The following is a 22,845-nucleotide window of genomic DNA, read 5'->3' on the forward strand; positions in this document are numbered from 1 at the left end:
TCACACCGTCAACAGGACCTTTCCGACGTGTCCGCCGGCCTCCAGGATCCGGTGGCCCTCGGCGGCCTCGGCCATCGGCAGCCGCCGCGCCACGACCGGCCGGATCGCGCCACGCGCCAGCAGCGGCCACACCTCCCTGTTCACGGCGTCGACGATGTCGATGCGTTCGTCCAACGGCCGGGAACGCAGGCCCGTGGCCGTGATGCCCGCGCGTTTCGCCAACAGCGCGCCGATGTGCAGCGTCGCCTTCGTGCCGCCCTGCATGCCGATGATCGCGAGGTGACCACCCGGGGCCAGCGCCGCGATGTTGCGTTCCAGGTAGGCGGCGCCCATGTTGTCCAGGATCACGTCGACGCCGCGGTCGTTGGTGAACCGGTGCGCCTCCGCCACGAAGTCCTCGTCGCGGTAGTCCACGACGACGGAGGCACCCAACGCCCGCAACGCGTCCCGGTTGGCGTCGCGGGCGGTCGCCATCACGCGGCAGCCGCGCGCCGCCGCCAACTGGATCGCGAAGGTGCCGATACCGCCCGACCCGCCGTGCACCAGCAGGGTCCGGCCCTCGGCGAGACCGGCGAGCGCGAACACGTTCGACCACACGGTCGCGGCGGCCTCGGGCAGGCCCGCCGCCTCGATCAGGCCCACCCCGAGCGGGACCGGAAGCACCAGGCCGGCGTCTACGGTGACCCGTTCGGCGTACCCGCCGCCGGACAGCAGCGCGCACACCCGGTCGCCGACCTGCCAGGCGGTGACGTCCTCCCCCACCGCCGAGACCACGCCGGAGCACTCCAGGCCGGGGAACTCCGACGCGTTGGGCGGCGGCGGGTAACGGCCCTCCCGCTGCAGCAGGTCCGCCCGGTTCACTCCGGCCGCCGCGACGTCGATCCGGACCTCACCGGGACCGGGGACCACATCCGCCACCTCACGCCAACGCAGCACCTCGGGTCCACCCGGCGAGTCGATCTCCACGGCGTACATGTCTCGATCGTAGGCCGCGGTGCCGGTCGCCACCAGGACAGCCGGGATGCGGGACGGGTGAGACGCGGCCGAGGACGTGGCGGCGGCGGCGCGGGCGGGCGAACCTGAAGCCACCCTGAATAACGGATTGACGACCGACGGTGACCCGGATGAGGATGGACGCATCGTCGCGGGTGGTCTGCCCCCGGTCGGGGCGGGGTCTGGCCGCCAGTCCGACACGCGCACCCGACACATGCCCGGTCACGCGGCGGATACGCCGCAACCGGCCGGCCGGGCCGGCTTCGACGCCCCGTTCCGCCCGACACCGGCCCACCTCGCCCGTTCCCGGGACTTCGGTGACGACCACACCGTCCCGGATTCGGTATCCTGGCCGACGATGTCAGACATTCCCGACTCCCCCGGCCGGTTCCGTTGCTGCGGAGTGCTCATCGACGGGTACGACCCCGCCACCGCGACCACGGCGCTGCTCGCCTCGCGCTACGGCACGCCGCGCCGCACCCACCTGTGCAACGCCTACACGCTGTCGCTGGCGCTGCGCGACCCCGCGTACCGGGACATGCTCAACGACGCCGACATCAACTTCTCCGACGGCCACTACCTGGCCATGGTCGGTAAACGACGCGGCCAGACCCTCATGACCGAACGCGTCTACGGCCCCGACCTGATGTTCCACGCCATGGACGCGGGCCGCGAACTCGGGCTGCGGCACTACCTGTACGGGGCGTCGCCCGAGACCGTCGCGAAACTCAAGACCGCCCTGGAGGCGAAACTCCCCGGCGTGGACATCGTCGCCGCCGAGTCACCGCCGTTCCGGCCCCTCACCGACGCCGAGGCCGCCGACCTGGAGAGCCGCGTCGCCGACGTCAAACCCGACCTGTTCTGGGTCGGGCTCGGCACGCCCCGGCAGGACGAGTTCGTCGCCGGATTCGCCGCCCGGCTCCGCTGCACACTCGTCCCCGTCGGCGCCGCCTTCGACTTCTGGTCCGGCAACAAACCGATGGCACCGAAGTTCGTGCAGCGGAACGGCCTCGAATGGGCGTACCGGCTGGCGACCGAGCCCCGCCGACTGTGGAGGCGATACCTCATCGGCAACACCTCGTTCGTGTACGGGGTACTCACCGACGGCCGCCGCAACCGGCGCCTGGACGCGGCGGCTCAGCGCCGGAACGTCTCCTGATTCGCCAGGAACCACTCGTACGTCGAGGTGACACCCTCCGCCAATCCGATCCGGGGCTCCCAACCGAGAGAACGGATCCGGCCGGAGTCCATGAGCTTGCGCGGCGTGCCGTCGATCTTGGACAGGTCGTGGCCGATCCGGCCCTCGTAACCGACCACCTTCGCCATCAACGCCACCAGATCGTTGATGACGATGTCCTCACCGAAACCGACGTTGACCGGCTCCGGCCCGTCGTACCGGCGGAGCAACGTCAACACCGCCCGGCCCAGGTCGTCGGCGTGCAGAAACTCCCGCATCGTCGTACCGGTGCCGTACACGACGAACTCCTCGTCCCCGGCGACCTTGGCGTCGTGCAGCCGACGCAGCAGCATCGGGAAGGCGTGCGCGCCCGGCAGCGCGAAGTTGTCGCCCGGCCCGTACAGGTTCGTCGGCATCGCCGAGACGAACGAACAGCCGTACTGCTCCCGCAACGCCTGCACGTGGTACACGCCGGCGATCTTCGCGATCGCGTATCCGAAGTTCGACGGCTCCAACGGCCCCGTCATCAGCGAATCCTCCCGGATCGGCTGAGGCGCGAACTTCGGGTAGATGCAACTCGACCCCAGGAACACCGCACGGGTCACCCCGAACTCCCGGGCACCGTCGAGCAGGTTCAACTGGATGCGCAGGTTGTCCGACAGGAAGTCGGCGTTGGCGGCCGCGTTCCCGTAGATGCCCCCGACCTTCGCGGCCGCGGCGATCAGGTAGTCCGGACGCTCCTGCGACAGGAAGTCGTAGGTGGCGGCGCGGTCCATCAGATCCAGTTCGGCGCTGCGCCGGCCCACCAGGTTCCGGTACCCCTCGGCCTCGAACGCCCGCCAGATCGCCGACCCCGCCAACCCGCTGTGACCGGCGATGTAGATCTTCGCGTCCTTCGGGATGTCGTGATGGAAATCCGTCGGCATCGTCTCTCCTCGCTAGGCGCACGCGTCGGGCGTGAAGCCTACCAACCTCACCGCCGAGCCGATCCCGCGAAGCTGTGTAGGCTCAACCGTCGCGGATCACAGAAACGTAAAGGACGACCATGAATCGACCCCGTCGCACCGCACTGATCACCGGCATCACCGGACAGGACGGCTCCCATCTGGCCGAGCTGCTGCTCGGCAAGGGCTACGAGGTGCACGGCATCGTCCGCCGGTCCTCCACCATCAGCGGCAACTCCCGACTCGACGGGATCTACCAGCCGCCGCACACCCCCGACCAGCAGCTCTTCCTCCACTACGGCGACATCACCGACGCCAGCATGCTCACCAACGTCATCCGGGACATCCAACCCGACGAGGTGTACAACCTCGCGGCGCAGAGCCACGTCCACGTCAGCTTCCAGATCCCCGACTACACCGGCAACGTCGACGCGCTGGGAACCATCCGGCTGCTCGAAGCGGTCCGGGCGTCCGACTGCGGCGCCCGGTTCTACCAGGCGTCCACCTCCGAACTGTTCGGGTCGACGCCGCCGCCGCAGAACGAGGAGAGCCCGTTCCACCCCCGCAGCCCCTACGGCGTCGCGAAGCTGTACTCGTACTGGGCGGTCGTCAACTATCGGGAGGCGTACGGGCTGCACGCCAGCAACGGCATCCTGTTCAACCACGAGGGACCGCGCCGCGGCGAGACCTTCGTGACCCGCAAGATCACCCGTGCCGTGGCGAGGATCGCCGCCGGTATCCAGGACGCCGTCTACATGGGCAACCTCAACGCGGTCCGCGACTGGGGTTACGCACCCGAGTACGTCGAGGGCATGTGGCGGATGTTGCAACACGACACGCCCGACGACTACGTGCTCGCCACCGGGGAGGGCGCCACCGTGCGCGACTTCGTCGAGGTCGCGTTCGGTCACGCCGGTCTCGAATGGGAGAAGTACGTCCGGCACGACTCGGGTCAGGAGCGGCCCGCCGAGGTGGACGCGTTGATCGGCGACGCCTCCAAGGCCAAGCGGATTCTCGGCTGGGAGGCGAAGACGCACTGGCGTGACCTGGCGAAACTCATGGTCGACGCCGACCGGCAACTGCTCGACGACCAGTTGTCCGGCCGCACGGTCCACGCCGAACACCACTGACGGGAACGACGGTCTCCCACTCGCCACGGTGGGAGACCGGAAACGCGTTGCGGCGGGCACCGGCCGGGGTTAGGTTTCCCCACATGCTCGACGACATGCGCACCGGCCTCAAGTCCGCCATGAAGCAGCGTGATCGTGTCGCGGTCGCGGCGCTGCGATCGGCGTTGGCGGCCGTCGACAACGCGGGCGCCGTCCCGGTCGACGACACCGCGGAGGCGGGCACGGGGAACGCGCACGTCGCGGGGTCCGTCGGCCTCGGTGCCGGGGAGACGGCACGCCGTCACCTCACGGACGCAGACGTCCGCGCGGTCGTGGCGGCCGAGGTACGGGAGCGGAACTCCGCCGCCGAGGAGTACGAACGGCTCGGCCAGACCGAGACCGCCGAACGGCTCCGGGCGGAGGCGGAGGTCCTGAACCGCCATCTCGCCGGCTGAGCCGGTCGCCGGATCACGGCCGTCCGGAGCACTCTCCACATGAGACGAATCCGGACGGGCGCCGGTCGGTACGGGGCCGGTCCTCGCGGACACACTTCTCCGGACACGGCCGCCGACACCCCCGGGTGCCGCTCAATGCACCGGCAACGCCTCGGCGAACATCACGGGATAGGCGTCGTGAGCCAGTCGCAGCCCGCCGAGTTCATCCGCCTGGAACCACCCGACGGCATCGTGCTCACCGACCGCGACGTTGACCGGGATCCCGGACCAGGCGTCGATCAGCCAGATCCGCATGTCGAACGTATCGCCGTGGATCCGCCACACGGGCGGGCCGACCGGCGGCGCCACATCGATCCCTAGCTCCTCACGCAACTCCCGGGCGAGTGCCGCGGCGGGGGGCTCTCCGGGTTCCACGTGCCCACCGGGTAGATCCCACACGTCGGGAAGCACCCGCCGCCGGGGGGATCGATGACACAACAGGACCCGGTCGCCGTCGCGGAGGAAACCCGTGACGATGCGCGCCCGAGCGCCCGGCGAAACAGTCGACACGCGCCCACCCTACCGGCGCCGCACCGGCGTCACGGCCGACACAGTGACCCGTTCGGGAACGACGCATTCGCCCACGATGGACGAACAAGCCGACGCGATCCCCGACCGCGCCGCGGTCACGGACACCCGCGTCGGGCCGCACGCGGTCGCACAGCGCAGGTGGGGTGGTTCCAGCGTCGCCGCTGGTCAGAGGGGTGTCGGCGGAGGCCGTGGGATTCGAACCCACGAGACGTGTCGCCACGCCTGGCGGTTTTCAAGACCGCTGCACTAGTCCACTATGCGAGGCCTCCCGAGGTGATGGCCAATCTACCAAACACCACCACCTCGGGTCACACCCGTTTACTCCGGGCGGTATTCGTCATCGGGTACCGCCCTGGTCTGCTCCAGGGCGTCGGCCACGTCGGCCTCGTCGGTCTCGGGGAGATCACCGTCGGACTCCTCGTCGTCCGACACCGGTGCGGTCTGCTCCGCCTTGTCGGCGTCGGGAACTTCCCAGTCTTCGGTCGCCATGCCTGCCACGTTACGACGCCAATCCGCACGCCGAGCGGTACAGCCCGGAATTGATGGAGCAGAATGCCAGGTGGGACAGCGCCGTCTTGGCCAGCACGACACACTCGTAAGAAGGAGCAGCAATGCCCATCGCGACACCCGAGGTCTACGCGGACATGCTCGACCGCGCCAAAGCCGGCGCCTTCGCGTATCCCGCCATCAACGTGTCCTCCTCACAGACCCTCAACGCCGCGCTCGCCGGATTCGCCGAAGCCGAGAGCGACGGCATCATCCAGGTCTCCACCGGCGGCGGCGAGTACCTCTCCGGCCCCACGGTGAAGGACATGGTGACCGGGTCGGTCGCCTTCGCCGCGTTCGCCCACGAGGTCGCCAAGAACTACCCGGTCAACATCGCGCTGCACACCGACCACTGCCCGAAGAACAAGCTCGACGGCTTCGTACGCCCGCTGCTGGACATCTCCGCCGAGCGGGTCGCGAAGGGCCAGGAGCCGCTGTTCCAGTCGCACATGTGGGACGGATCCGCGGTGCCGCTGGCCGAGAACCTGGAGATCGCCGAGGAACTGCTCGCCAAGACCGCCGCCGCCAGGATCATCCTGGAAATCGAGGTCGGTGTGGTCGGCGGTGAGGAGGACGGCGTCGTCGGCGCCATCGACGACAAGCTGTACACCACGGTCGAGGACGGTCTCGCCACCGCCGCCGCGCTCGGAGTGGGCGAGAAGGGCCGCTACATGACGGCCCTCACCTTCGGGAACGTCCACGGCGTCTACAAGCCGGGCAACGTGAAGCTGCGCCCGGAGATCCTCAAGGAGATCCAGGACGCCGTCGGCGCCAAATACGGCAAGGAGCGTCCGTTCGACCTGGTCTTCCACGGCGGTTCCGGATCGCTGCTGGAGGAGATCCGCAGCGCCGTGGACTACGGCGTGGTGAAGATGAACGTCGACACCGACACGCAGTACGCGTTCACGCGGCCCGCCGCCGCCCACATGTTCCAGAACTACGACGGCGTCCTGAAGGTCGACGGCGAGGTCGGGAACAAGAAGGCGTACGACCCCCGCGCCTGGGGGAAGGCGGCCGAGGCCGGAATGGCGAAGCGCGTCGTGGAGGCGTGCGAGAACCTGCGGTCCGCCGGAACCGCGAAGAAGTGACGACCACGCGGCCGTGCCCGGTCACGACGCACCGTCGGTACCGGGCCCGGCCGCGCTCGTGCGTGCGGCCGGAGACGACTCGTCGGAGTCCGCGCAGGTGACCGCCGTCCCACACGCCCCGGGAGAACCCGTGGCCGGGACGGTGGTGGTCGTGACGGTCGGCTGCGGCGCGGGCCGCGTCGCGCCACCGAGCCACGGCACGGCGAACATCCCGATCAACGTCACGACGACCGTGACGGTGAGCACCAGGTAGGGGAGGCGGCGTTCGCGTGCCTCGCGGCGCCGTAGTTCGCGCCGCACGGCCACGGCGAGCGGTTCGAGCTCCGCCGCGTCGTCGGGGACGCGGATGACACCCCACTCCTCGGGCAGGCCGGGGATGCCGTTCTCATCGGGTCGTCCTGGCATGGCACGCCTTCCGTATGCCGACGATCTCAGCTTGCCGGAAAGTGACCCGGATCGCCAGAGCTGGCGGGGTTTCCGGCGCCCCGAGTACCCTTGAAACGGATCGGAGCACCCACCACAGTGTCGTCACGATCCGTGAGGACGACGGGTATCCGCCGCGCGAGCTTTTGCTCACACATTGGTTGACCTGCAATTTCTCTGTCTCGGAGAACGACGTCGCAGGGCACGGCCGTGTTACCCTTGACACAGCGAAAGGGGTTTCGATCCTATGAGTTTTAGTGTCGGCGAGACCGTTGTTTACCCCCATCACGGGGCCGCACTCATCGAAGCAGTCGAAACTCGCACCATCCGAGGCGTCGAGCAGGAGTATCTGGTCCTGCGCGTCGAACAGGGTGATCTCACGGTGCGGGTTCCGGCGACCAACGTCGAACTGGTCGGTGTCCGGGAGGTAGTGGGCGCCGAGGGTCTGACCGAGGTGTTCGATGTACTGCGCGCACCGCACACCGAAGAACCGACCAACTGGTCTCGGAGATACAAGGCGAATCTGGAGAAGCTCGCGTCCGGCAACCCCCTCAAGGTCGCGGAGGTAGTCCGCGACCTCTGGCGCCGTGACCGTGAGCGTGGCCTGTCCGCCGGTGAGAAGCGGATGCTCACCAAGGCGCGTGACATTCTCGTCGGAGAGGTGGCCCTCGCGGAGTCCAGCACCAAGGACGACGCGGAGCTGCTGCTCGACAAGGTTCTCACGGAGGCTTGATCGTCGAGAGGGAACCCACCGGTGGCAAGGACCGGTGGGTTCCCTCTTCGCCGTCTCCGCCCGGAACGACGCACCACCACGCCGGTACGCTGTGGGGCTGTGACTATCCCCGAGATCGGCATGGGCACCGACGTGCACGCCTACGACCCGCAACGGCCCTGCTGGGTGGCGGGCCTGCGCTGGGACGACACGCCCGGCCTCGCCGGGCACTCGGACGGTGACGTCGCCTGCCACGCCGCCTGCGACGCGCTGCTGTCGGCGGCGGGTCTCGGAGACCTCGGCAGCAACTACGGCACCTCGCGCCCCGAATGGGCCGGCGCCTCCGGACTGGCGCTGCTCGCGGAGACCGCCCGCCGGGTCCGGCGGGCACGTTACGAGATAGGCAACGTGGCGGTCCAGATCATCGGCGTGTACCCGAAGCTCGGGGCACGCCGGAGCGAGGCCGAGCAGTTGATGACCGAGACGCTGGGAGCCCGGGTGCGCCTGTCGGCCACCACCACCGACGGCCTGGGGTTCACCGGCCGCGGCGAAGGACTCGCCGCCACCGCCGTCGCGCTCGTCTACCGGATCTGACCGGCCCGGCGGGTGGCGGAGCGATTCACCGCCCCGGTCACTCGTGTGGGGGGCCGCCACTCCTCCTCCCCATGGCGTCGAGCCTATGGGGGCGACCGGTACCGAGTCCAGCCGTCGCGGGGTGGGCTGTGGATAACCCGGGGATTGTGGACGACGCGTGTCGCCCCGCCGCCGCCGGGCCGACGACGGGGCGAAGGACTTCAACGCATCGCGTCAGCCAACCGTTTGGTGTCCCAGTACTCCCGGATCAGGGCGACGCGGACTCCCGTCAACCGGATCAGCGAGATCAGCGGGACGTCCAGAGACCGGCCGCCGCCGACGCGATACCGGCCGGTGTACTCCGCCACGTAGCCTCCCGACGTGAGTTCCCGAACCACCGGATCGACCAACGTCAACCCGGCCTCCTGAACACCGCGTAGGTGGGCCGAGACGTCCCGCGCGCCCTCGAAACGTTCCGGGATGCCGCTGGTGGGACCGTACGGGAACTCCAGGACGACGTCCGGCGCCAGATGCCCATGGAACGCCTCCCCCTCGTTGAAGTCGTGAAGAATGCGGATCAGTGTCGCGGTCGCGCTCATCTCTCTCCTCGGATCGCGTGAATAGGCTTGCGGGAAGCATTCACCTTCAGGCCGACCTGAAGTCAACGGAGAGACCGGTCACATGGCGACAATCGGAGAGACCTCCGAGACCCACCACGTCCCGGCGCACGTACTGCGCCACTGGGAGGACGTCGGGCTCCTGCACCCGTCCCGGAATCGCGCCGGCCACCGCGTGTACGGAACCGAGGACGACTCCCGGATCCGGCTCATCCAGTGCGCCAAGGCGGCCGGAATGTCGCTGGAACAGATCCGCGTCATGTTGACCGGTGACCCCACCGACCGCGTCCGCATGCTCCGCGGGCACGCCGAACGCCTGGAACGGCGGGCCGCCGAGATCGCGGCTTCACGGCGGATGGTCGCGCACGCGGTGGAGTGCCCCGCCCGCGACTGCCCGGACTGCGCGGCCCCGCACACCTCGTTCGGCTTCCCACCCGCCCGCACCCCGTCACCCGCCGTTCCGCCCCCGCTGAACGGAGACTCGGCTCCGGAACCGGCCCAGGCCCGGCGGTTACGCTTCAATGCGTGAACTCCTCCTTCGGCAACATCGGTGACGCCGATACCCACCTGACCCGCGCCGAGATGATGTTCGAGCTGGACCGCTTCGACGAGGCGCGGGAGGAACTCGGCGGCGCGTTGTCCAGCGACCCGGCGCACGTGCCGTCGCTGACCCTCCTCGCCGTCCTGGAGATGCTCGTCGGCAACAACGAGGAGGCGTTGACCGCCGCCACCGCCGCACTGGCGGCCGAACCCACCCACGAACCGGCCATCCTGGCGCGGGCACACGCTCTCGCGTTGACCCGCCGCACCGACCAGGCGTTGCGGGCCGCCGACGAGATCCAGCAACGCGCGCCCGAATCCTGGTGGCACAACGTGCACCACGCCCTGGTCGTGTTCGAGGCCAAGAACGGCCAGGACGCCCTGGACTCCGCGTGGGTGGCCGTCAAACTCGCCCCCGAGGAACCCCGCGCCCACCTGACGCTGTGGGCGGTCGCCGGCGCGTTGGGACTGGACGACCTGGCCAAGCGCGCCAGGAAGACCGCCCGCCGCCTCAACGCGGCCATCACCACCGTGGGTTGGCCGCTGGGTCCGGCGCTGCTGCGCGGCCGCCCGGACCGGCCGTTCACCGCCGGTCTCGTCGAGGACGCGCCGGGGGCGCCTCGGCGGGCGACACCCACCACCTCCCTGCCGAGCGGTATACGCCGTCTGTTGCGAACCGCCGGCGGAATCGGGATCCTGTTGCCGGTGATGGTGTCGTTGTGGTCCGGTGGCGACGTGTCGACCGGCCGGACCTGGGCCGGCGTGGCGACGGTGATCGCGATCATCCTGCTCGTCGTCATGTGGCGAAGGCTGCCGCCGGAGGTCGCCACGCAGTTGCGGGTGGTCGCCGACCACGACCAACTCGCGGGTTTCGGGATCGTCGCGGCCGTGGTGGCTCCGCTGCTCACCGGCGCGTTCGCGTTGACGGGCGCCGTGTGGCTGCTCGGTCTGGCGGTCGTCGCCGGCCTGGCCGCCATCGGGGTGGCGCAACTACGCCGGTGACCCGTGAAACGGCAGGAGCCCTCACCGTCACCGGTGAGGGCTCCCGTCTGTCGGTGGTTACACGCCGCACTGCTGGGTGAACGCGTCCAGCGAGTCCTGAAGCGCGGTGGGGTCGGCGCTGATGTCGGCGCTGATGTCCCCGTTGAGCACCGCGTTGAGCTCGTCCGCCTGGTCGGCGAAGTCGATCGCGGACTGCTTCAACGCCTGGTCCTCGATGTCCTCGGCCTGCGTGCGCAGCTTCTCGGTGCTGGTCTTGAGCGTCTCGGGGTCGCCGGTGACGTTGGTGCTGACCTCCATCATGGTGTCGGCGACCGTGGCGCAGTCGACGGCCGCGTTGACCTGGGAGCAGCCGGTGAATGCGGCGACGGCGATGGCGCCGCTCGCGGCGGCGGTGAGCATACGGGTGGCGAATCGGGCCACGAGGTTCTCCTCCTGATGGGGGACTACGGACCCAAGGATATCCGAGCCGCGCACATCGCCCGGTTTGGGCGTTTCCGGGTGGTTCATCCGGTTTCGCCGGTGGCCGGGGCGGTCACACCGCCATGTCCACGAACCGCGACAGGTGCAGCTGCGCGGCGACGGTGATGGTGTCGGTGGCGCCGTTACGGTGCTTGGCGACGATGAAGTCGGCCTCGCCCGCGCGGGGCGACTCCTTGTCGTAGTAGTCGTCGCGGTGCAACAGGATCACGACGTCGGCGTCCTGTTCTAGTGAGCCCGATTCACGGAGGTCAGACAGTTGGGGGCGCTTGTCGGTACGTTGTTCGGGGCCGCGGTTGAGCTGGGCGACCGCGATGACGGGGCACTCGACCTCCTTGGCGAGCAGTTTCATGCCCCGGGAGATCTCGGAGACCTCCTGTTGGCGGCTCTCCACGCGCTTCGGGGAGCTCATCAACTGGAGGTAGTCGACGACGATGAGTTTCAGGTTGTGCCGTTGTTTGAGGCGGCGCGCCTTGGCGCGGATCTCCATGAGCGTCATCGACGGCGTGTCGTCGACGAACAGCGGTGCCTCGGCGATCTCGCCCATGCGGCGGGCGAGTCGCGTCCAGTCGTCGTCGGAGAGGCCGCCGGACCGCAGGACGTGCAGTGGTACCCGGGTCTCGGCGGACAGCACCCGCATGACGATCTCGATCTTGCTCATCTCCAGCGAGAACATGGCGGCGGCCTGCTGGTGATGGAGCGAGGCGTGCCGGATGAAGTCCATGGCGGCGGTGGACTTCCCGGCGCCGGGCCGGCCCGCGACGATGATCAACTGACCGGGTTGCAGGCCGTTGAGGAGCCGGTCGAGGTCGGCGAAGCCGGTGGGGACGCCGGTCATGGTGCCGCCGGACTCACCGACGGCCTCGATCTCGTCCAGTGTGGGTTGCAGCAGGTCGGACAGTACCGCGAAGTCCTCGCTGACGCGGCGTTCGGTGACGTCGTACACGGCCTGCTGGGCGAGGTCCACCAGGTCGTCGATGTCGCGGCCGCCACCGGCGGCGGCGCCGTAACCCAGTTGCACGACGCGGGTGCCGGCTTCGATGAGCCGTCGCAGGATCGCGCGTTCCGACACGATCCGCGCGTAGTAGGAGGCGTTGGCGGCGGTCGGGACCGACGCGATGAGGGTGTGCAGGTAGGGGCCGCCGCCGATCTTGCCGAGGTCGCCGGAGTCGGCCAGTGCGGCGGCGAGGGTGATGGCGTCGGCCGGTTCGCCCTTCGCGTACTTGTCGCAGATGGCGTCGTAGATGATGGCGTGCGCGGGCTTGTAGAAGTCGTTGGAGTTGAGGATCTCGACGACGTCGGCGATGGCGTCCTTGCTCAGCAGCATCCCGCCGAGGGTGCACTGTTCGGCCAGCACGTCCTGTGGTGGCGTGCGCTCGAACTCGACTCCCGGCTCGGGGGGCAGCGGGACGTCGTCGTCCATGTGGGAGGTGACGGCTGCCCGGCCCGCCCGGCGATCGGTGGCACCATCGCTCATGTGAACCACCCCCGTTCTCGTCGTTCTTCATACCAGCCGGGTCCGACGGAAACGGCCGCAGCACTCGACCCTATGGCGCCGAACCTCCGGCGGCAAACCGGCCTGTGGACAACCCTGTGGAAAACCTGTGGACAACCGGTGGAGAACCTGTGGACAACGATGTGTGCAACCTGTGGATTTCCGGGCCGTGGCCGGCTTTCACCGGCGTTGAGCAGCCGTTTCGTTATCCACAGGCTGTGGACGAAAGTAATCTCGCTGTGCGTCGCCGACCGGGCCGCTCGGAGGATACCGGCGGGGTGGAATTCACCGCAGACTGGACGAAACCACCCGTGACGAGAGAGCCCGACACCGTGACCGTGAGACCCACCGACGCGCGCCGCCGCGGCACCGGACGGGAGGGTACGTCGTGACCGAGACGGACCGCCGCCCCGACGACGCGGAGGACGCCACCGGCGAGCGGGCTTTCGCACCCACTCTGCTGGCGACCGTGGCGTGGTACCTGCTGCCGGTGGTGTTGTACGCGGCGTGGGTGTTCAGTTTCGGCGGTGACCGGTGTGGAGCGGAGGTGTGCGGCCGGTTCGGGCAGTTGGTGCGGGGCCTGTCGGGGGCGTTGCCGTGGGCGTTCCCGTCGCTGGCGTTGAGCCTGCTCATCGCGGTGCTGTTGCGGCTTCCCGCCGTGGGGTGGCGTGCCGGTGCCACCGGGACGGCGGCGGCGATCCTGGGCGCGGGGCTGACGACGGCGATCCTGCGCAGCGTCGGCTACGACATCGGTTGAGCCCGGATACGGCGACGCGGGCCGGTCCGGGAGATCCCGGGCCGGCCCGCGTGGCGTGCCGTGGTGCCTTACTTGGCGGCGGCCACGTCCAGGTTGAACGTGGCGTGCACCTCGGGGTGCAGCTTGATCGACACCTTGTAGGAACCGACCGACTTGATGTGGCCGGGCAGTTCGAGGCGGCGACGGTCCAGCTTGGGTCCGCCGGCCGCCACGACGGCGTCGGCGACCTCGGCCGGGGTGATGGAGCCGAACAGGCGGCCACCGGTTCCGGCGCGCGCGGTGATGCGCACCTTCACGGCGTCGAGCTGTTGACGGATCTCCTGGGCGTGTCCGGCGTCGCGGACGTCCCGTGCGGCGCGGGCGCGCTTGATCGTCTGGACCTGCTTCTCGCCGCCCTTGGTCCAGGCGATGGCGTAACCCTGCGGGAGCAGGTAGTTACGGCCGTAGCCGTTCTTGACCTCGACGATGTCGCCGGGCGATCCGAGGCCGGAGACTTCCTGGGTGAGGATGATCTTCATACCGGCCTCCTATCGCGACTGGCTGGTGTAGGGCAGCAGCGCCATCTCGCGGGCGTTCTTGACCGCGCGGGCGATCTGCCGCTGCTGCTGGGCGGTGACCCCGGTGACCCGGCGGGCCCGGATCTTGCCGCGGTCGGAGATGAACTTGCGCAGCAGCGCGGTGTCCTTGAAGTCGATGTAGGTGATGCCCTCTTTGTCGAGCGGGTTCGACTTCTTCTTCGGCTTGCGTACGGGCGCAGCCTTTGCCATGTGTCTTGCCTTTCAATACTGCGCGCGGCGCGTGGGGCGCCGGCGCGAAGAGCGTGTGTCGCCGTCGGGACGGTCTCCGGCCCTGGTCCGGGCGGCTGTCGCCGCCGACGCCGGTCGGGTGTCCGCTAGAACGGCGGTTCGTCGTCGAAGCCGCCGGACGATCCACCGGCCGGAGCCGGGGTCGCCGTGGCCCACGGGTCGTCGGACATCCCACCGCCGCCGGGGCGGCCTCCGCCGCCTCCGCCGGAGCGGGACACCTTCTGCACCTTGGCGGTGGCGTACCGCAGGCTGGGGCCGACCTCGTCGACCTCCATCTCGAAGACGGTGCGCTTCTCGCCCTCGCGGGTCTCGTAGGACCGCTGACGCAGCCGTCCCTGCACGATGACCCTGCTGCCGCGGGACAGGGTCTCCGCGACGTTCTCGGCGAGCTGGCGCCAGGCGTTGCAGCTGAGGAACAGGGCCTCGCCGTCACGCCATTCACCGGACGCCTTGTCGAACGTCCGCGGAGTCGAAGCGACCCGGAACTTGGCCACCGCCGCACCGGAGGAGGTGTAGCGCAGCTCAGGGTCCTCGGTCAGGTTGCCGATGACGGTGATGACAGTTTCGCCTGCCATGACCTCTCCTTCTGGCTTGTTCCGGCGGATGCCGGAGGGCTGTTAGCGCAGTTCGGGACGCAGCACCTTGGTTCGCATGATCGACTCGTTCAGTCGCATCTGCCGTTCAAGCTCGGCGACCGCGGCCGGTTCCGACTGCAGGTCGATGACGGCGTAGATGCCTTCGCTCTTCTTGTTGATCTCGTAGGCGAGGCGACGGCGACCCCACACGTCGAGTTTCTCGACGGATCCGCCCGATTCCCGGATGACGTTCAGGAACGTCTCCAGCGACGGGGTCACCTGGCGTTCTTCCAGGTCGGGATCGATGATCACCATGACTTCGTAGTGGCGCAAGACTCTTCCACCTCCTGTGGTCTAGGTCGGCCGCGGTCGTTCCGCGGCAGGAGGGTCTCACTGTGTGGTCGTCGCGTCTGGCGACGGCCGACGGATAAGACTACCTGGTGGCCGGTGGGGTACCGAATTGCCGTACCAGGTCAGGCTAGGCGGCGGGTGTGACATCGGGCGCGTGAACGCCGACGGGGCGAGCCGCCGTCTGGCGGCTCGCCCCGTGCAGGGTGCCGGTGTCATGTCGCCGGCGTGTCACGCCGGGTGTCTCCGGTCGGTTCGGGCCGTTACGGCCGCGTCGACCGGTCGTCAGCCGTTCATCCAGGCGCTGGAGCCGCCGGTGCTGCCCGCACCCGCGATTCCGGCGACCGCGATCGCGTTGCCACTGACGTCGACGGGCACCTGCACCGGCAGGTTGATCTGGGTGCCGTTGAGGATGCCCCGGTTGCCGGCGCTGACCATGTCGGTGCCGTCGTTGCCGCCGTTCTCCCGGCTCTTGCCGACCTTGGCGTCGGCCGCCGCCTGCGAGCCCATCGCGGCGGCGTCGGCGGGCGACTGGCTTCCGCCGGACAGGTTGTTCGTGACGCCCTGGGTCGGCAGGCTGCCGGTCAGGTTGCCGACCGCGTCGCCGCCGACGGGCAGCGGCAGGGTCTTGGTGGCCTGTCCCGCCATCTGGGTCACCGCGTCGGTACCGGGCAGCGTGCCGGTGAGCAGTTCGGGGCTGCGCTGCGACTCGGTGCCGTGGTGGCCCCGGTGGTGGTCGTGGCCGTTCATGTCGGCGGACGCTCCGCCGTCGCAGCCGGCACCGGCGACACCGAGGACCGCGATCGCGTTGCCGCAGATGTTGATCGGGACCTGGATCGGCGCGTTGACCTGGTTGCCGTTGCCGATACCGTGGTTTCCGGCGCTGACCATGTCGGTCGAGGTGCCGGAGTTCTCGGCGGTGGCTCCGCCGTCGCAGCCGGCACCGGCGACGCCGAGGACCGCGATCGCGTTGCCGCAGAAGTTGATCGGCACCTGGATCGGCGCGTTGACCTGGTTGCCGTTGGCGATGCCGTTGTTGCCGGCGGTCACCATGTCCTCGGCGGCGGAGGCGGCTCCACCGGCGAACAGGATGATCCCGGCGGCGATGGCACCGGTCTGTGCGGTGCGGCGGGCCCACGTCTTGTTCATTGAGTACTTACCTTCCTCAGGTTCTCGTTGCGTGTGAGATCTCTCGCGCGGCCGTCGGCCGCGTTCACGTGCCGGCGTGGGCGGTGGTGCCGCCGTCGTGGTAGGACCGCGACGGCGGCACCTCCGGTTACCACGCCGTCAATGAGGCATTTGTCGGTGCCTCCGGCGAGGACCGGCCGGTGTGGTTCACCGGCCGGTGGCCGTTCAGCGGGACGGGCCGAGGTCGGCGTCGGCGCCACCGGTGCTGCCCGCACCGGCCACACCGGCGACCGCGATCGCGTTGCCGCTGATGTCGACGGGCACCTGGATCGGCACGAAGGCCTGGTTTCCGTTCAGGATTCCGTTGTTGCCGGCACTCACCATGTCGGGCGCGGCGTGGTGGCCGAGGTCGGCGTCGGCGCCGCCGTCGCAGCCCGCACCGGCGACACCGAGCACCGCGATCGCGTTACCGCAGACGTTGACCGGCACCTGGATCGGCGCGATGAGCTGGTTGCCGTTGCCGATGCCCTGGTTGCCGGCGGTCAGCGCGGTGTTCTTCGCCTCGGTGACCTTTCCGCCCTCACGGTCGTGACCGCCGTGGCCGAGGTCCGCGTCGGCACCGCCGTCACAGCCCGCACCGGCGACACCGATCAGTGCGCCCACGGCGTTGCCGCAGACGTTGACCGGGACCTGGATCGGCGCCTGCACCTGGTTGCCGTTGGCAATGCCGTTGTTGCCGGCGCTCACCATGTCGCCCAGGGCGCCGGACTCGTGGCGGCCGCCGTGGCCCATGTCGGCGGAGGCCCCGCCGTCACAGCCGGCACCGGCGACACCGAGCACGGCGACGGCGTTGCCGCAGACGTTGATCGGGACCTGGATCGGGACGACGGCCTGGTTGCCGTTGAGGATTCCGTTGTTGCCGACGCTGGTCACGTCGGGTGCGGCCTGGGCGGCCCCCCCGGCCGCCAGGATGGCGCCGGCGGCCATCGCACCGACCACCGACACATTACGCAGAACGCGCTTGGACATTTGCTTTCGTTGCCTCTCTGTTTCTCGGTCTTGCTTGGCGTGGCATCTCCGACTCACGACATTGCGGCTTCAATGCGAGAGGTCTGCCGGATAGACCCGGTCCACCTGGCTGGTTGTCGCAGGTGTGCCGTTGTGGAACTGTCTGATCGTTCAGTTCGGGCGAAGTCTCTTCAGGTGGTGGCGCGCGCTGTGCCTGCGCGGTCGGGTGAACCGCCACCGGGCCTGTGTCGAGATGCCCGGGCCCGCGGATCGCGTTGGAGACGCGATGCGTTCGTCGCCGGCGGTTACCGATTAATCAGGTGAGACGGCCGGATCCTCCACATGATCGGGGAGGTCCACCGTGGCCGTCGTCGGCGTGACGCGTGACACCTGCGCGTCACGGTCAGTGTGGTCGCACGCGCCGCGTCCGGCCCCACTGTCGTACGGGGAGCAGCCGGCGGGGTATCCCCCGGTCGCGCTGCCTCCCGTGGCGGCGATCCCTGGATCGGGGAACGCCACGTCGCGGATCGGCCCGGGTGCGGAGTCACGTGGCACCGTGTCTCCGGTCGGTTCGGGCCGTCGTCCCGGGTCGTCGTCCGTGTGGCCCACGGCCTGCACCCGCTCGGCGACGGCGGAGGTCTCGGTGGGCCGGTGACGATCCGATGCCGGCGTACCGGCACCCGTGTGCGGTGCGGTCGGATCCGCGCCGGCCGAGCCGGTCGGCGGATTCCCCTCCGCCGCCCCGGAACCGGGGTGCGGCGCGGCCGGCATGAGCATGGTCCCCACCGGAGCCGCCACGGCCGTGGCGTGGTGGGTGAACCCGGTGAGCGTGGACACCACGGGTACCGCGGTGTCCGCCGGCCGCCCATTGACCGGCGTGGCGACCGACGGTCGCGGTGGCGCGTCCGGGTTCGTCATGCTGGTGAGTGAGTCCGTGACCGGCCGGGCCACGGCGAGTATCCCGCCGTCTCCGGTGCCGGTCCGGTGACCGCCGGTCACACCGTGGGGCGTGAACAGCTCACTCGTGGTCTTCGGCAGCACGTCGCCTTCACCGGCGAGCCTCGCCGGATCGGCGTCCGGAGCGTGACGCGGATCCGCGCCGCCGTCCGGCCGGTGGTGCTGCGGGCCGTCGTCCGTCTCATCGGTGATCGGTGCGGTGGCCGACTCCAGCTGGCTTTCTGGGACCAGCGCGGCCTGCTCTGGTGCGGCGGTCCACTGACCGGGCACCGGGGTGAGGACGGGTGACGGCGGTATGCCGATCCCACCATCTGCGGAGTGATCGGCGTACGCGGCGGTGGTTCCGGCGAGCCAGGCGGCGCCGGCGAGACCGAGCAGCATCACCACCCTGCGGACCGTGGCGGTGTGCGGCTGGCGCGACCGGGCAGCGCGACGGCAGTCGCGAGGCTTCCGGTTGAGCACCCTCACGGTTCCTCCACAAGGTGGTGATGGTCGTGTCTACCGCGCTCACGAAGGCGGCGGCGTCGACCGTGGCCGAGCCGTCACGTTCGCGGCAACCACTTGGGAAAACGCTCCGGTGATGAAGCGGTTACGGGAGCCGCCCGGTTTTTTACCGGGGGACGACGGAGGCCGTGGGGCACTCGCATCCTGATCAGGGAAGATTCTGATAGGTCAATTCTTCAGCCCGTTGCCGCACCGCACGACGACGCGGAATGTCCGTCCTTTGAGGTATCACAGTGGACGCCGGTGGGTGCCGTGACACGCCGAACGCCCCCGGCGCGCGCGGGGCACCGAGGGCGTTCGGGGATCGGTCAGCCGGACAGCCGGGAGCGGGGACCGGCCCGCAGCACCCCGCTGGGGAGCGTGCGGCCCACCAGCCGCTCGGCCAGCTCCGCGACCTCCAGCAACGCGTCGAGGTCGACACCGGTCTCGACACCCATGTCGTCGAGCATGTGCACCAGTTCCTCGGTGGCGAGGTTGCCGCTGGCGCCCGGCGCGTACGGGCAACCGCCCAGTCCACCGACGCTGGAGTCGAACTCGGTGACGCCGTAGTCCATCGCGGTGAGCACGTTGGCCAACGCGGTGCCGCGCGTGTTGTGGAAGTGCAGCAGCAGGTCGACGTCGGGGTGACCGCCCCGGACCGCGTCGAGCAGTTCCGCGACCCGGCGCGGCGTGGCCATGCCCGTGGTGTCGCCGAAGGCGATGCGGTCGGCTCCGTCGGCGACCACCCGGTCGATGATGCCCGCGACCCTGCTCACCGGGACGTCGCCCTCGTAGGGGCACCCGAAGCTCGTGGCGACGATGACCTCCACGGTCGCGCCGCGGTCGTGGAGGACGGTGATCAGTTCCGCGATGTCGTCGAGCGACTCGTCGGTACCGCGTCGCACGTTGTGGCGGTTGTGGGTGTCGGAGGCCGACACCACGACCTCGATCTCGGTGAAACCGGCGTCGAGCGCGCGTTCGGCCCCCTTGCGGTTGGGGGCCAGCGCCGAGTAGCGCACGCCCGGTCGCCTGTCGACCGCCGACCACACCTCGTCGGCGTCGGCCATCTGCGGTATCGCCTTGGGATGGACGTAACTGACCGCCTCGATCCGGGACAGCCCGGTCCGCGACAGGGCGTCGATGAGTCGCACCTTGTCGGCGGCCGGTACGGGGTCCTCGCTCTGCAGGCCGTCGCGCGGCCCCACCTCACGGATGGATACCCGCTCCGGCAGGGCCGACCTGCGCCGGGGCCAGTCGCCGGCCGGGACGGCGGTCATCGCATCCTCCCCACGATGCCGGTGTCGTACTCACCGGAGGTGAACTCGGGGTTGGCGAGGAGTTCGGCGTGGAAGGCGAGGTTCGACTTGGGGCCGGTGATCTCGAAGCCGGCCACGGCCTCGGCGGCGCGGCGGATGGCCTCGTCGCGGTCGGCACCGTGGGCGACGAGTTTGGCCATCAGGGAGTCGTAGTGCCTGGGGACCTCGGTGCCTGCCAGGTATCCGGCGTCCACGCGGATGCCCTCGCCGACGGGTTCCCGCCAGGCGGTGATCGCGCCGGGGCCGGGCAGGAAGCGCTTGGGGTCCTCGGCGTTGATGCGCAGTTCGACGGCGTGGCCGACGGGTGCGCCCGGTTCCTCGATCTCCTCGCCCGCGGCGATCCGCAGTTGCGCCTCGACCAGGTCGATGCCGTGGACGGCCTCGGTGATGGGGTGTTCGACCTGGAGGCGGGTGTTCATCTCCAGGAAGAAGAAGCCGCCGGTGTCGGCGTCGAACAGGTACTCGACGGTTCCGGCGCCGAGGTATCCGACGGCCTCACCGGCGCGGCGGGAGGCGGCGAGGATGTCGGCGCGGCTCTTGTCGTCGAGCGCGGGTGACGGCGTCTCCTCGACGAGTTTCTGGTGGCGTCGTTGGACGGAGCACTCCCGTTCGCCGAGGGCGATGATCCGGCCGTCGGGCAGTCCGAGGATCTGGACCTCGATGTGGCGGACCCGGGGGTAGTAGCGCTCGATGAGTACGTCGCCGGAGCCGAAGAGCCGTTGCGCGAATCCGCTGATGCGGGTGGTCTGTTCGGCGAGTGCGGCGGCGTCCTCGGCGACGGCCATCCCCATGCCGCCGCCGCCCGCGGCGGCCTTGACCATCACGGGGTAGCCGACGGTCTCGGCGACGGCCTGTGCCGCGGCGGCGTCGTGGACGGGTTCGGAGGCTCCGGGTGCGACGGGTACGCCGTGGCGGGCCATGAGGTTGCGGGCGTTGACCTTGTCGCCCATGGCCTCGATGGCCTCCGGTGACGGCCCGACCCAGGTGATGCCGGCGTCGACCACGGCCTGCGCGAACGCCGGTTTCTCCGACAGGAAGCCGTATCCGGGATGGATGGCCTTGGCGCCGGTCTGGGCGGCGGCGGCGAGGATGGCCTCGGTGTTGAGGTAGGAGGCGGCGGGTTCGGCGGCACCGAGGTTGACGGCCTGGTCGGCTTCGGTGACGTGTGGCAGGTCGGCGTCGATGTCTGAGTGGACGGCGATAGTGCGGATGCCCATGGACCGGGCGGTGCGCCCGATGCGGCGGGCGATCTCTCCGCGGTTGGCGATCAGCAGGCTGTCGAACATGGCTTGAGCATAGCGCCACCTGAACGATCGTTCAGGTGGCGCGGCCGGTGTGTGGCCGGGAACCGGGATTCCAGGCTCGGGCTAGCCACGGTGCCGTGGGTCCAGGGCCGCGAGCGCGGCATCGGTCAGCAGCGCGGCGACCTGGTCGCGTTCGCCGGGGATCTCCCGGTTGAGGAAGGGGGTGGAGTTCATGAGGCCGAACGCCGCGTGCGCCAGGACCCGGGCGGACTCCGCGGTGAGTTCGGGGCGCAGCCGACGGAGCACTCCGACCCACTCCTCCACGTAGGCGCGTTGCAGCCGGCGGATCTCCCGGCGCGGTTCGTCGGGCAGCCGGTCGAGTTCGTGCAGTTGGACGGCGATGACTGCCGGGGAGGTGAGGGCGAAGTCGACGTGGAAGGCGACCAGGGCGCGGACCGCGGCGCGTGGGTCGTCGCGGTGTCTGGCGACGTGTTCGCGACCGCCGTCGAGCAGCCGTTGGCTCACCGGTGTGAGCGCCTCGGCCAGCATCGCCTCCTTGCCGCCCTTGAAGTGGTGGTAGAGGGCGGGTCCGGTGATGTGGGCCCGTGCGCCGATGTCGTCCATGGAGACACCGTGGTAGCCGCGCGCGGCGAACAGTTCCACCGCGAGGTCGAGGATCTCCTCGCGGCGGCTTCGGCGGACGAGGTTGGGGTTCACCTTCCCCACACTAGCCAAATCCGGGCGGGCACCGGTCTCACGCCCAGGTGATGGGACCTGGTCACGGTGTCCGCGCGGGAGGTGGCGGGTCAGCCGGCGCGGTGTCTGGGGATGGCGGGGGTCGAGGTGGTGAACACCGGTGTGATGGGGAGCAGGTCGTCCTCCTGCTCGGGGCCGTCCGGACCGTCGTGGGCGGCGTAGGCGCGGGAGCCGTTCAGCAGATCCTCGGCGATCTCCCAGGCGTCACACGGCCAGGTCCGGTGGCAGGTCTCGCATTCGAGGCCCAACAGGTCGTCGGGCAGGTGTTCGCGCCACGTCTGGGCGGCGAGCTGCCAGCCGATCGTCTCCTCGACGCCGGCGGGTGGTTCGTACGACGGCGGGTTCTGCCGGGTGTATGCGCTGTGCATGCGTGGTTGTTGTGTCCGTGTCAGCTGCATGGATATATGACCCTCCGTCCTAAGTAACGGCGTAGGGACCGGTTGGAAACGGTCACGGTCAGGTAACGATCTCACCTTCGTGGACCCCCGACTTGCACCTTCGGCATCATGACGTCATACTGATGTCATGACCTACATCAAAGAGACGTTCATCCGCGTCAGTGCGACGGTCCGCGAAGCCCGTGAGCGACGGGCGGCGGCACACCTCGACTCCTACCGCCATGAACAGCGGCGCCAGGCCGACGCCTACCGTCACAGCCGGGCGGAGCTGTCCCGCAGCCTGATGGCCGTGCACCGGTGAAGTCCCGCCCGGCCACGCCCCGGCCGAGGGCAACGACGTCGCACTGA

29 protein-coding genes and 1 tRNA gene are annotated in these 22,845 nt (G+C 69.7%); 10 read left to right on the top strand and 20 right to left on the bottom strand.

Annotated features, from left to right (window positions below):
- Window positions 1-975, bottom strand: coding sequence for an NAD(P)H-quinone oxidoreductase (locus tag LX16_RS25675; protein ID WP_147144559.1), 975 nt, complete (start codon window positions 973-975; stop codon window positions 1-3).
- A 376-nt stretch (window positions 976-1,351) separates the two neighbouring features.
- On the opposite strand from LX16_RS25675, the gene LX16_RS25680 reads away from it, so the two are divergent.
- Window positions 1,352-2,152 (top strand): WecB/TagA/CpsF family glycosyltransferase, encoded by an 801-nt coding sequence (locus LX16_RS25680; RefSeq protein ID WP_158645746.1) that lies wholly within the window; start codon window positions 1,352-1,354, stop codon window positions 2,150-2,152.
- Here LX16_RS25680 and LX16_RS25685 read toward each other — a convergent pair.
- On the bottom strand, window positions 2,131-3,096 hold the full coding sequence (locus LX16_RS25685; RefSeq protein ID WP_147144561.1) for a GDP-L-fucose synthase family protein: 966 nt from the start codon (window positions 3,094-3,096) through the stop codon (window positions 2,131-2,133). The genes LX16_RS25680 and LX16_RS25685 overlap by 22 nt on opposite strands.
- A 119-nt stretch (window positions 3,097-3,215) precedes the next feature.
- Here LX16_RS25685 and gmd point away from each other — a divergent pair, with 119 nt between their 5' ends.
- Window positions 3,216-4,244 (top strand): GDP-mannose 4,6-dehydratase, encoded by a 1,029-nt coding sequence (gmd, locus tag LX16_RS25690; RefSeq protein ID WP_147144562.1) that lies wholly within the window; start codon window positions 3,216-3,218, stop codon window positions 4,242-4,244.
- An 83-nt stretch (window positions 4,245-4,327) separates the two neighbouring features.
- On the top strand, window positions 4,328-4,678 hold the full coding sequence (locus LX16_RS25695; protein WP_147144563.1) for a GatB/YqeY domain-containing protein: 351 nt from the start codon (window positions 4,328-4,330) through the stop codon (window positions 4,676-4,678).
- Window positions 4,679-4,810: 132 nt separating this feature from the next.
- On the opposite strand, the gene LX16_RS25700 is transcribed toward LX16_RS25695, so the two are convergent.
- The 3 genes from LX16_RS25700 to LX16_RS26965 form a co-directional block, all read right to left on the bottom strand.
- Window positions 4,811-5,227 carry an NUDIX domain-containing protein gene (locus LX16_RS25700; protein WP_147144564.1) on the bottom strand — a complete coding sequence of 139 codons (417 nt, stop codon included), beginning with the start codon at window positions 5,225-5,227 and terminating at the stop codon, window positions 4,811-4,813.
- A 201-nt stretch (window positions 5,228-5,428) separates the two neighbouring features.
- Window positions 5,429-5,517, bottom strand: a tRNA-Ser gene (locus tag LX16_RS25705).
- A gap of 49 nt (window positions 5,518-5,566) precedes the next feature.
- The gene (locus LX16_RS26965; RefSeq protein ID WP_170283894.1) at window positions 5,567-5,737 is read right to left on the bottom strand and encodes a hypothetical protein; all 171 of its coding nucleotides are present in this window, start codon (window positions 5,735-5,737) and stop codon (window positions 5,567-5,569) included.
- 122 nt (window positions 5,738-5,859) lie between these two features.
- Between LX16_RS26965 and fbaA the strand changes: the two genes are divergently transcribed.
- Window positions 5,860-6,882 carry a class II fructose-bisphosphate aldolase gene (gene fbaA, locus LX16_RS25710; protein ID WP_147144565.1) on the top strand — a complete coding sequence of 341 codons (1,023 nt, stop codon included), beginning with the start codon at window positions 5,860-5,862 and terminating at the stop codon, window positions 6,880-6,882.
- Window positions 6,883-6,903: 21 nt separating this feature from the next.
- Here fbaA and LX16_RS25715 read toward each other — a convergent pair whose 3' ends face one another.
- A complete protein-coding gene (locus tag LX16_RS25715; RefSeq protein WP_147144566.1) occupies window positions 6,904-7,287 on the bottom strand; it encodes a hypothetical protein in 384 nt (127 codons plus the stop codon).
- A 265-nt stretch (window positions 7,288-7,552) separates the two neighbouring features.
- Between LX16_RS25715 and LX16_RS25720 the strand changes: the two genes are divergently transcribed.
- Complete coding sequence (locus LX16_RS25720; RefSeq protein ID WP_142039675.1) at window positions 7,553-8,038, top strand: CarD family transcriptional regulator; 486 nt, start codon at window positions 7,553-7,555, stop codon at window positions 8,036-8,038.
- Window positions 8,039-8,158: 120 nt separating this feature from the next.
- Window positions 8,159-8,611, top strand: coding sequence for a 2-C-methyl-D-erythritol 2,4-cyclodiphosphate synthase (gene ispF, locus LX16_RS25725; protein WP_425304444.1), 453 nt, complete (start codon window positions 8,159-8,161; stop codon window positions 8,609-8,611).
- Between the two features lie 200 nt (window positions 8,612-8,811).
- On the opposite strand, the gene LX16_RS25730 is transcribed toward ispF, so the two are convergent.
- Window positions 8,812-9,189 (bottom strand): nuclear transport factor 2 family protein, encoded by a 378-nt coding sequence (locus tag LX16_RS25730; RefSeq protein ID WP_147144568.1) that lies wholly within the window; start codon window positions 9,187-9,189, stop codon window positions 8,812-8,814.
- Between the two features lie 82 nt (window positions 9,190-9,271).
- Between LX16_RS25730 and LX16_RS25735 the strand changes: the two genes are divergently transcribed.
- Window positions 9,272-9,736 carry a MerR family transcriptional regulator gene (locus LX16_RS25735; RefSeq protein ID WP_147144569.1) on the top strand — a complete coding sequence of 155 codons (465 nt, stop codon included), beginning with the start codon at window positions 9,272-9,274 and terminating at the stop codon, window positions 9,734-9,736.
- Entirely contained in the window at window positions 9,733-10,749 is a 1,017-nt protein-coding gene (locus tag LX16_RS25740; protein ID WP_147144570.1) for a hypothetical protein, read from the top strand. Before LX16_RS25735 ends, LX16_RS25740 begins: the two co-directional genes overlap by 4 nt.
- Before the next feature lie 57 nt (window positions 10,750-10,806).
- Here LX16_RS25740 and LX16_RS25745 read toward each other — a convergent pair whose 3' ends face one another.
- Window positions 10,807-11,169, bottom strand: a complete 363-nt coding sequence (locus tag LX16_RS25745; RefSeq protein WP_147144571.1) for a hypothetical protein — start codon at window positions 11,167-11,169, stop codon at window positions 10,807-10,809.
- 112 nt (window positions 11,170-11,281) lie between these two features.
- Window positions 11,282-12,649, bottom strand: coding sequence for a replicative DNA helicase (dnaB, locus tag LX16_RS25750; RefSeq protein WP_147144610.1), 1,368 nt, complete (start codon window positions 12,647-12,649; stop codon window positions 11,282-11,284).
- A gap of 460 nt (window positions 12,650-13,109) precedes the next feature.
- On the opposite strand from dnaB, the gene LX16_RS25755 reads away from it, so the two are divergent.
- Window positions 13,110-13,478, top strand: coding sequence for a hypothetical protein (locus LX16_RS25755; protein ID WP_147144572.1), 369 nt, complete (start codon window positions 13,110-13,112; stop codon window positions 13,476-13,478).
- A gap of 68 nt (window positions 13,479-13,546) precedes the next feature.
- On the opposite strand, the gene rplI is transcribed toward LX16_RS25755, so the two are convergent.
- From rplI to LX16_RS25810, 11 genes are all read right to left on the bottom strand, one after another.
- On the bottom strand, window positions 13,547-13,996 hold the full coding sequence (rplI, locus tag LX16_RS25760; RefSeq protein WP_147144573.1) for a 50S ribosomal protein L9: 450 nt from the start codon (window positions 13,994-13,996) through the stop codon (window positions 13,547-13,549).
- 9 nt (window positions 13,997-14,005) lie between these two features.
- Window positions 14,006-14,245 carry a 30S ribosomal protein S18 gene (rpsR, locus tag LX16_RS25765; RefSeq protein ID WP_147144574.1) on the bottom strand — a complete coding sequence of 80 codons (240 nt, stop codon included), beginning with the start codon at window positions 14,243-14,245 and terminating at the stop codon, window positions 14,006-14,008.
- Window positions 14,246-14,370: 125 nt separating this feature from the next.
- Window positions 14,371-14,859: a single-stranded DNA-binding protein gene (locus LX16_RS25770; protein ID WP_147144575.1), complete on the bottom strand. Its 489-nt coding sequence runs from the start codon at window positions 14,857-14,859 to the stop codon at window positions 14,371-14,373.
- Between the two features lie 42 nt (window positions 14,860-14,901).
- Window positions 14,902-15,192 (bottom strand): 30S ribosomal protein S6, encoded by a 291-nt coding sequence (rpsF, locus tag LX16_RS25775; protein WP_147144576.1) that lies wholly within the window; start codon window positions 15,190-15,192, stop codon window positions 14,902-14,904.
- A 300-nt stretch (window positions 15,193-15,492) separates the two neighbouring features.
- On the bottom strand, window positions 15,493-16,356 hold the full coding sequence (locus LX16_RS25780) for a chaplin (RefSeq protein ID WP_147144577.1): 864 nt from the start codon (window positions 16,354-16,356) through the stop codon (window positions 15,493-15,495).
- A 204-nt stretch (window positions 16,357-16,560) separates the two neighbouring features.
- The gene (locus LX16_RS25785; protein ID WP_147144578.1) at window positions 16,561-17,364 is read right to left on the bottom strand and encodes a chaplin family protein; all 804 of its coding nucleotides are present in this window, start codon (window positions 17,362-17,364) and stop codon (window positions 16,561-16,563) included.
- A gap of 291 nt (window positions 17,365-17,655) precedes the next feature.
- A complete protein-coding gene (locus LX16_RS25790; protein WP_147144579.1) occupies window positions 17,656-18,687 on the bottom strand; it encodes a hypothetical protein in 1,032 nt (343 codons plus the stop codon).
- Between the two features lie 425 nt (window positions 18,688-19,112).
- The gene (locus tag LX16_RS25795) at window positions 19,113-20,060 is read right to left on the bottom strand and encodes a hydroxymethylglutaryl-CoA lyase (protein ID WP_147144580.1); all 948 of its coding nucleotides are present in this window, start codon (window positions 20,058-20,060) and stop codon (window positions 19,113-19,115) included.
- Window positions 20,057-21,385, bottom strand: a complete 1,329-nt coding sequence (locus tag LX16_RS25800; protein WP_147144581.1) for an acetyl-CoA carboxylase biotin carboxylase subunit — start codon at window positions 21,383-21,385, stop codon at window positions 20,057-20,059. Before LX16_RS25800 ends, LX16_RS25795 begins: the two co-directional genes overlap by 4 nt.
- Before the next feature lie 81 nt (window positions 21,386-21,466).
- A complete protein-coding gene (locus LX16_RS25805; RefSeq protein WP_244615984.1) occupies window positions 21,467-22,060 on the bottom strand; it encodes a TetR/AcrR family transcriptional regulator in 594 nt (197 codons plus the stop codon).
- Between the two features lie 89 nt (window positions 22,061-22,149).
- Complete coding sequence (locus tag LX16_RS25810; RefSeq protein ID WP_147144583.1) at window positions 22,150-22,467, bottom strand: hypothetical protein; 318 nt, start codon at window positions 22,465-22,467, stop codon at window positions 22,150-22,152.
- A 157-nt stretch (window positions 22,468-22,624) separates the two neighbouring features.
- Here LX16_RS25810 and LX16_RS26815 point away from each other — a divergent pair, with 157 nt between their 5' ends.
- On the top strand, window positions 22,625-22,798 hold the full coding sequence (locus LX16_RS26815; protein ID WP_158645747.1) for a hypothetical protein: 174 nt from the start codon (window positions 22,625-22,627) through the stop codon (window positions 22,796-22,798).
- The last annotated feature ends 47 nt before the right edge of the window (window positions 22,799-22,845 follow it).

This window comes from Stackebrandtia albiflava (assembly GCF_007994225.1).
Lineage (GTDB): Bacteria > Actinomycetota > Actinomycetes > Mycobacteriales > Micromonosporaceae > Stackebrandtia > Stackebrandtia albiflava.

Coding starts and splice junctions, on each gene's coding strand:
- LX16_RS26815 (WP_158645747.1), top strand. CDS start 22,625: ATGACCTACATCAAAGAGACGTTCATCCGCGTCAGTGCGACGGTCCGC.
- ispF (WP_425304444.1), top strand. CDS start 8,159: ATGGGCACCGACGTGCACGCCTACGACCCGCAACGGCCCTGCTGGGTG.
- LX16_RS25685 (WP_147144561.1), bottom strand. CDS start 3,096: ATGCCGACGGATTTCCATCACGACATCCCGAAGGACGCGAAGATCTAC.
- LX16_RS25795 (WP_147144580.1), bottom strand. CDS start 20,060: ATGACCGCCGTCCCGGCCGGCGACTGGCCCCGGCGCAGGTCGGCCCTG.
- LX16_RS25810 (WP_147144583.1), bottom strand. CDS start 22,467: ATGCACAGCGCATACACCCGGCAGAACCCGCCGTCGTACGAACCACCC.
- fbaA (WP_147144565.1), top strand. CDS start 5,860: ATGCCCATCGCGACACCCGAGGTCTACGCGGACATGCTCGACCGCGCC.
- dnaB (WP_147144610.1), bottom strand. CDS start 12,649: ATGGACGACGACGTCCCGCTGCCCCCCGAGCCGGGAGTCGAGTTCGAG.
- rpsR (WP_147144574.1), bottom strand. CDS start 14,245: ATGGCAAAGGCTGCGCCCGTACGCAAGCCGAAGAAGAAGTCGAACCCG.
- LX16_RS25695 (WP_147144563.1), top strand. CDS start 4,328: ATGCTCGACGACATGCGCACCGGCCTCAAGTCCGCCATGAAGCAGCGT.
- LX16_RS25730 (WP_147144568.1), bottom strand. CDS start 9,189: ATGAGCGCGACCGCGACACTGATCCGCATTCTTCACGACTTCAACGAG.
- LX16_RS25715 (WP_147144566.1), bottom strand. CDS start 7,287: ATGCCAGGACGACCCGATGAGAACGGCATCCCCGGCCTGCCCGAGGAG.
- rplI (WP_147144573.1), bottom strand. CDS start 13,996: ATGAAGATCATCCTCACCCAGGAAGTCTCCGGCCTCGGATCGCCCGGC.
- LX16_RS25680 (WP_158645746.1), top strand. CDS start 1,352: ATGTCAGACATTCCCGACTCCCCCGGCCGGTTCCGTTGCTGCGGAGTG.
- gmd (WP_147144562.1), top strand. CDS start 3,216: ATGAATCGACCCCGTCGCACCGCACTGATCACCGGCATCACCGGACAG.
- LX16_RS25800 (WP_147144581.1), bottom strand. CDS start 21,385: ATGTTCGACAGCCTGCTGATCGCCAACCGCGGAGAGATCGCCCGCCGC.
- LX16_RS25780 (WP_147144577.1), bottom strand. CDS start 16,356: ATGAACAAGACGTGGGCCCGCCGCACCGCACAGACCGGTGCCATCGCC.
- LX16_RS26965 (WP_170283894.1), bottom strand. CDS start 5,737: ATGGCGACCGAAGACTGGGAAGTTCCCGACGCCGACAAGGCGGAGCAG.
- LX16_RS25720 (WP_142039675.1), top strand. CDS start 7,553: ATGAGTTTTAGTGTCGGCGAGACCGTTGTTTACCCCCATCACGGGGCC.
- LX16_RS25675 (WP_147144559.1), bottom strand. CDS start 975: ATGTACGCCGTGGAGATCGACTCGCCGGGTGGACCCGAGGTGCTGCGT.
- LX16_RS25785 (WP_147144578.1), bottom strand. CDS start 17,364: ATGTCCAAGCGCGTTCTGCGTAATGTGTCGGTGGTCGGTGCGATGGCC.
- LX16_RS25735 (WP_147144569.1), top strand. CDS start 9,272: ATGGCGACAATCGGAGAGACCTCCGAGACCCACCACGTCCCGGCGCAC.
- LX16_RS25770 (WP_147144575.1), bottom strand. CDS start 14,859: ATGGCAGGCGAAACTGTCATCACCGTCATCGGCAACCTGACCGAGGAC.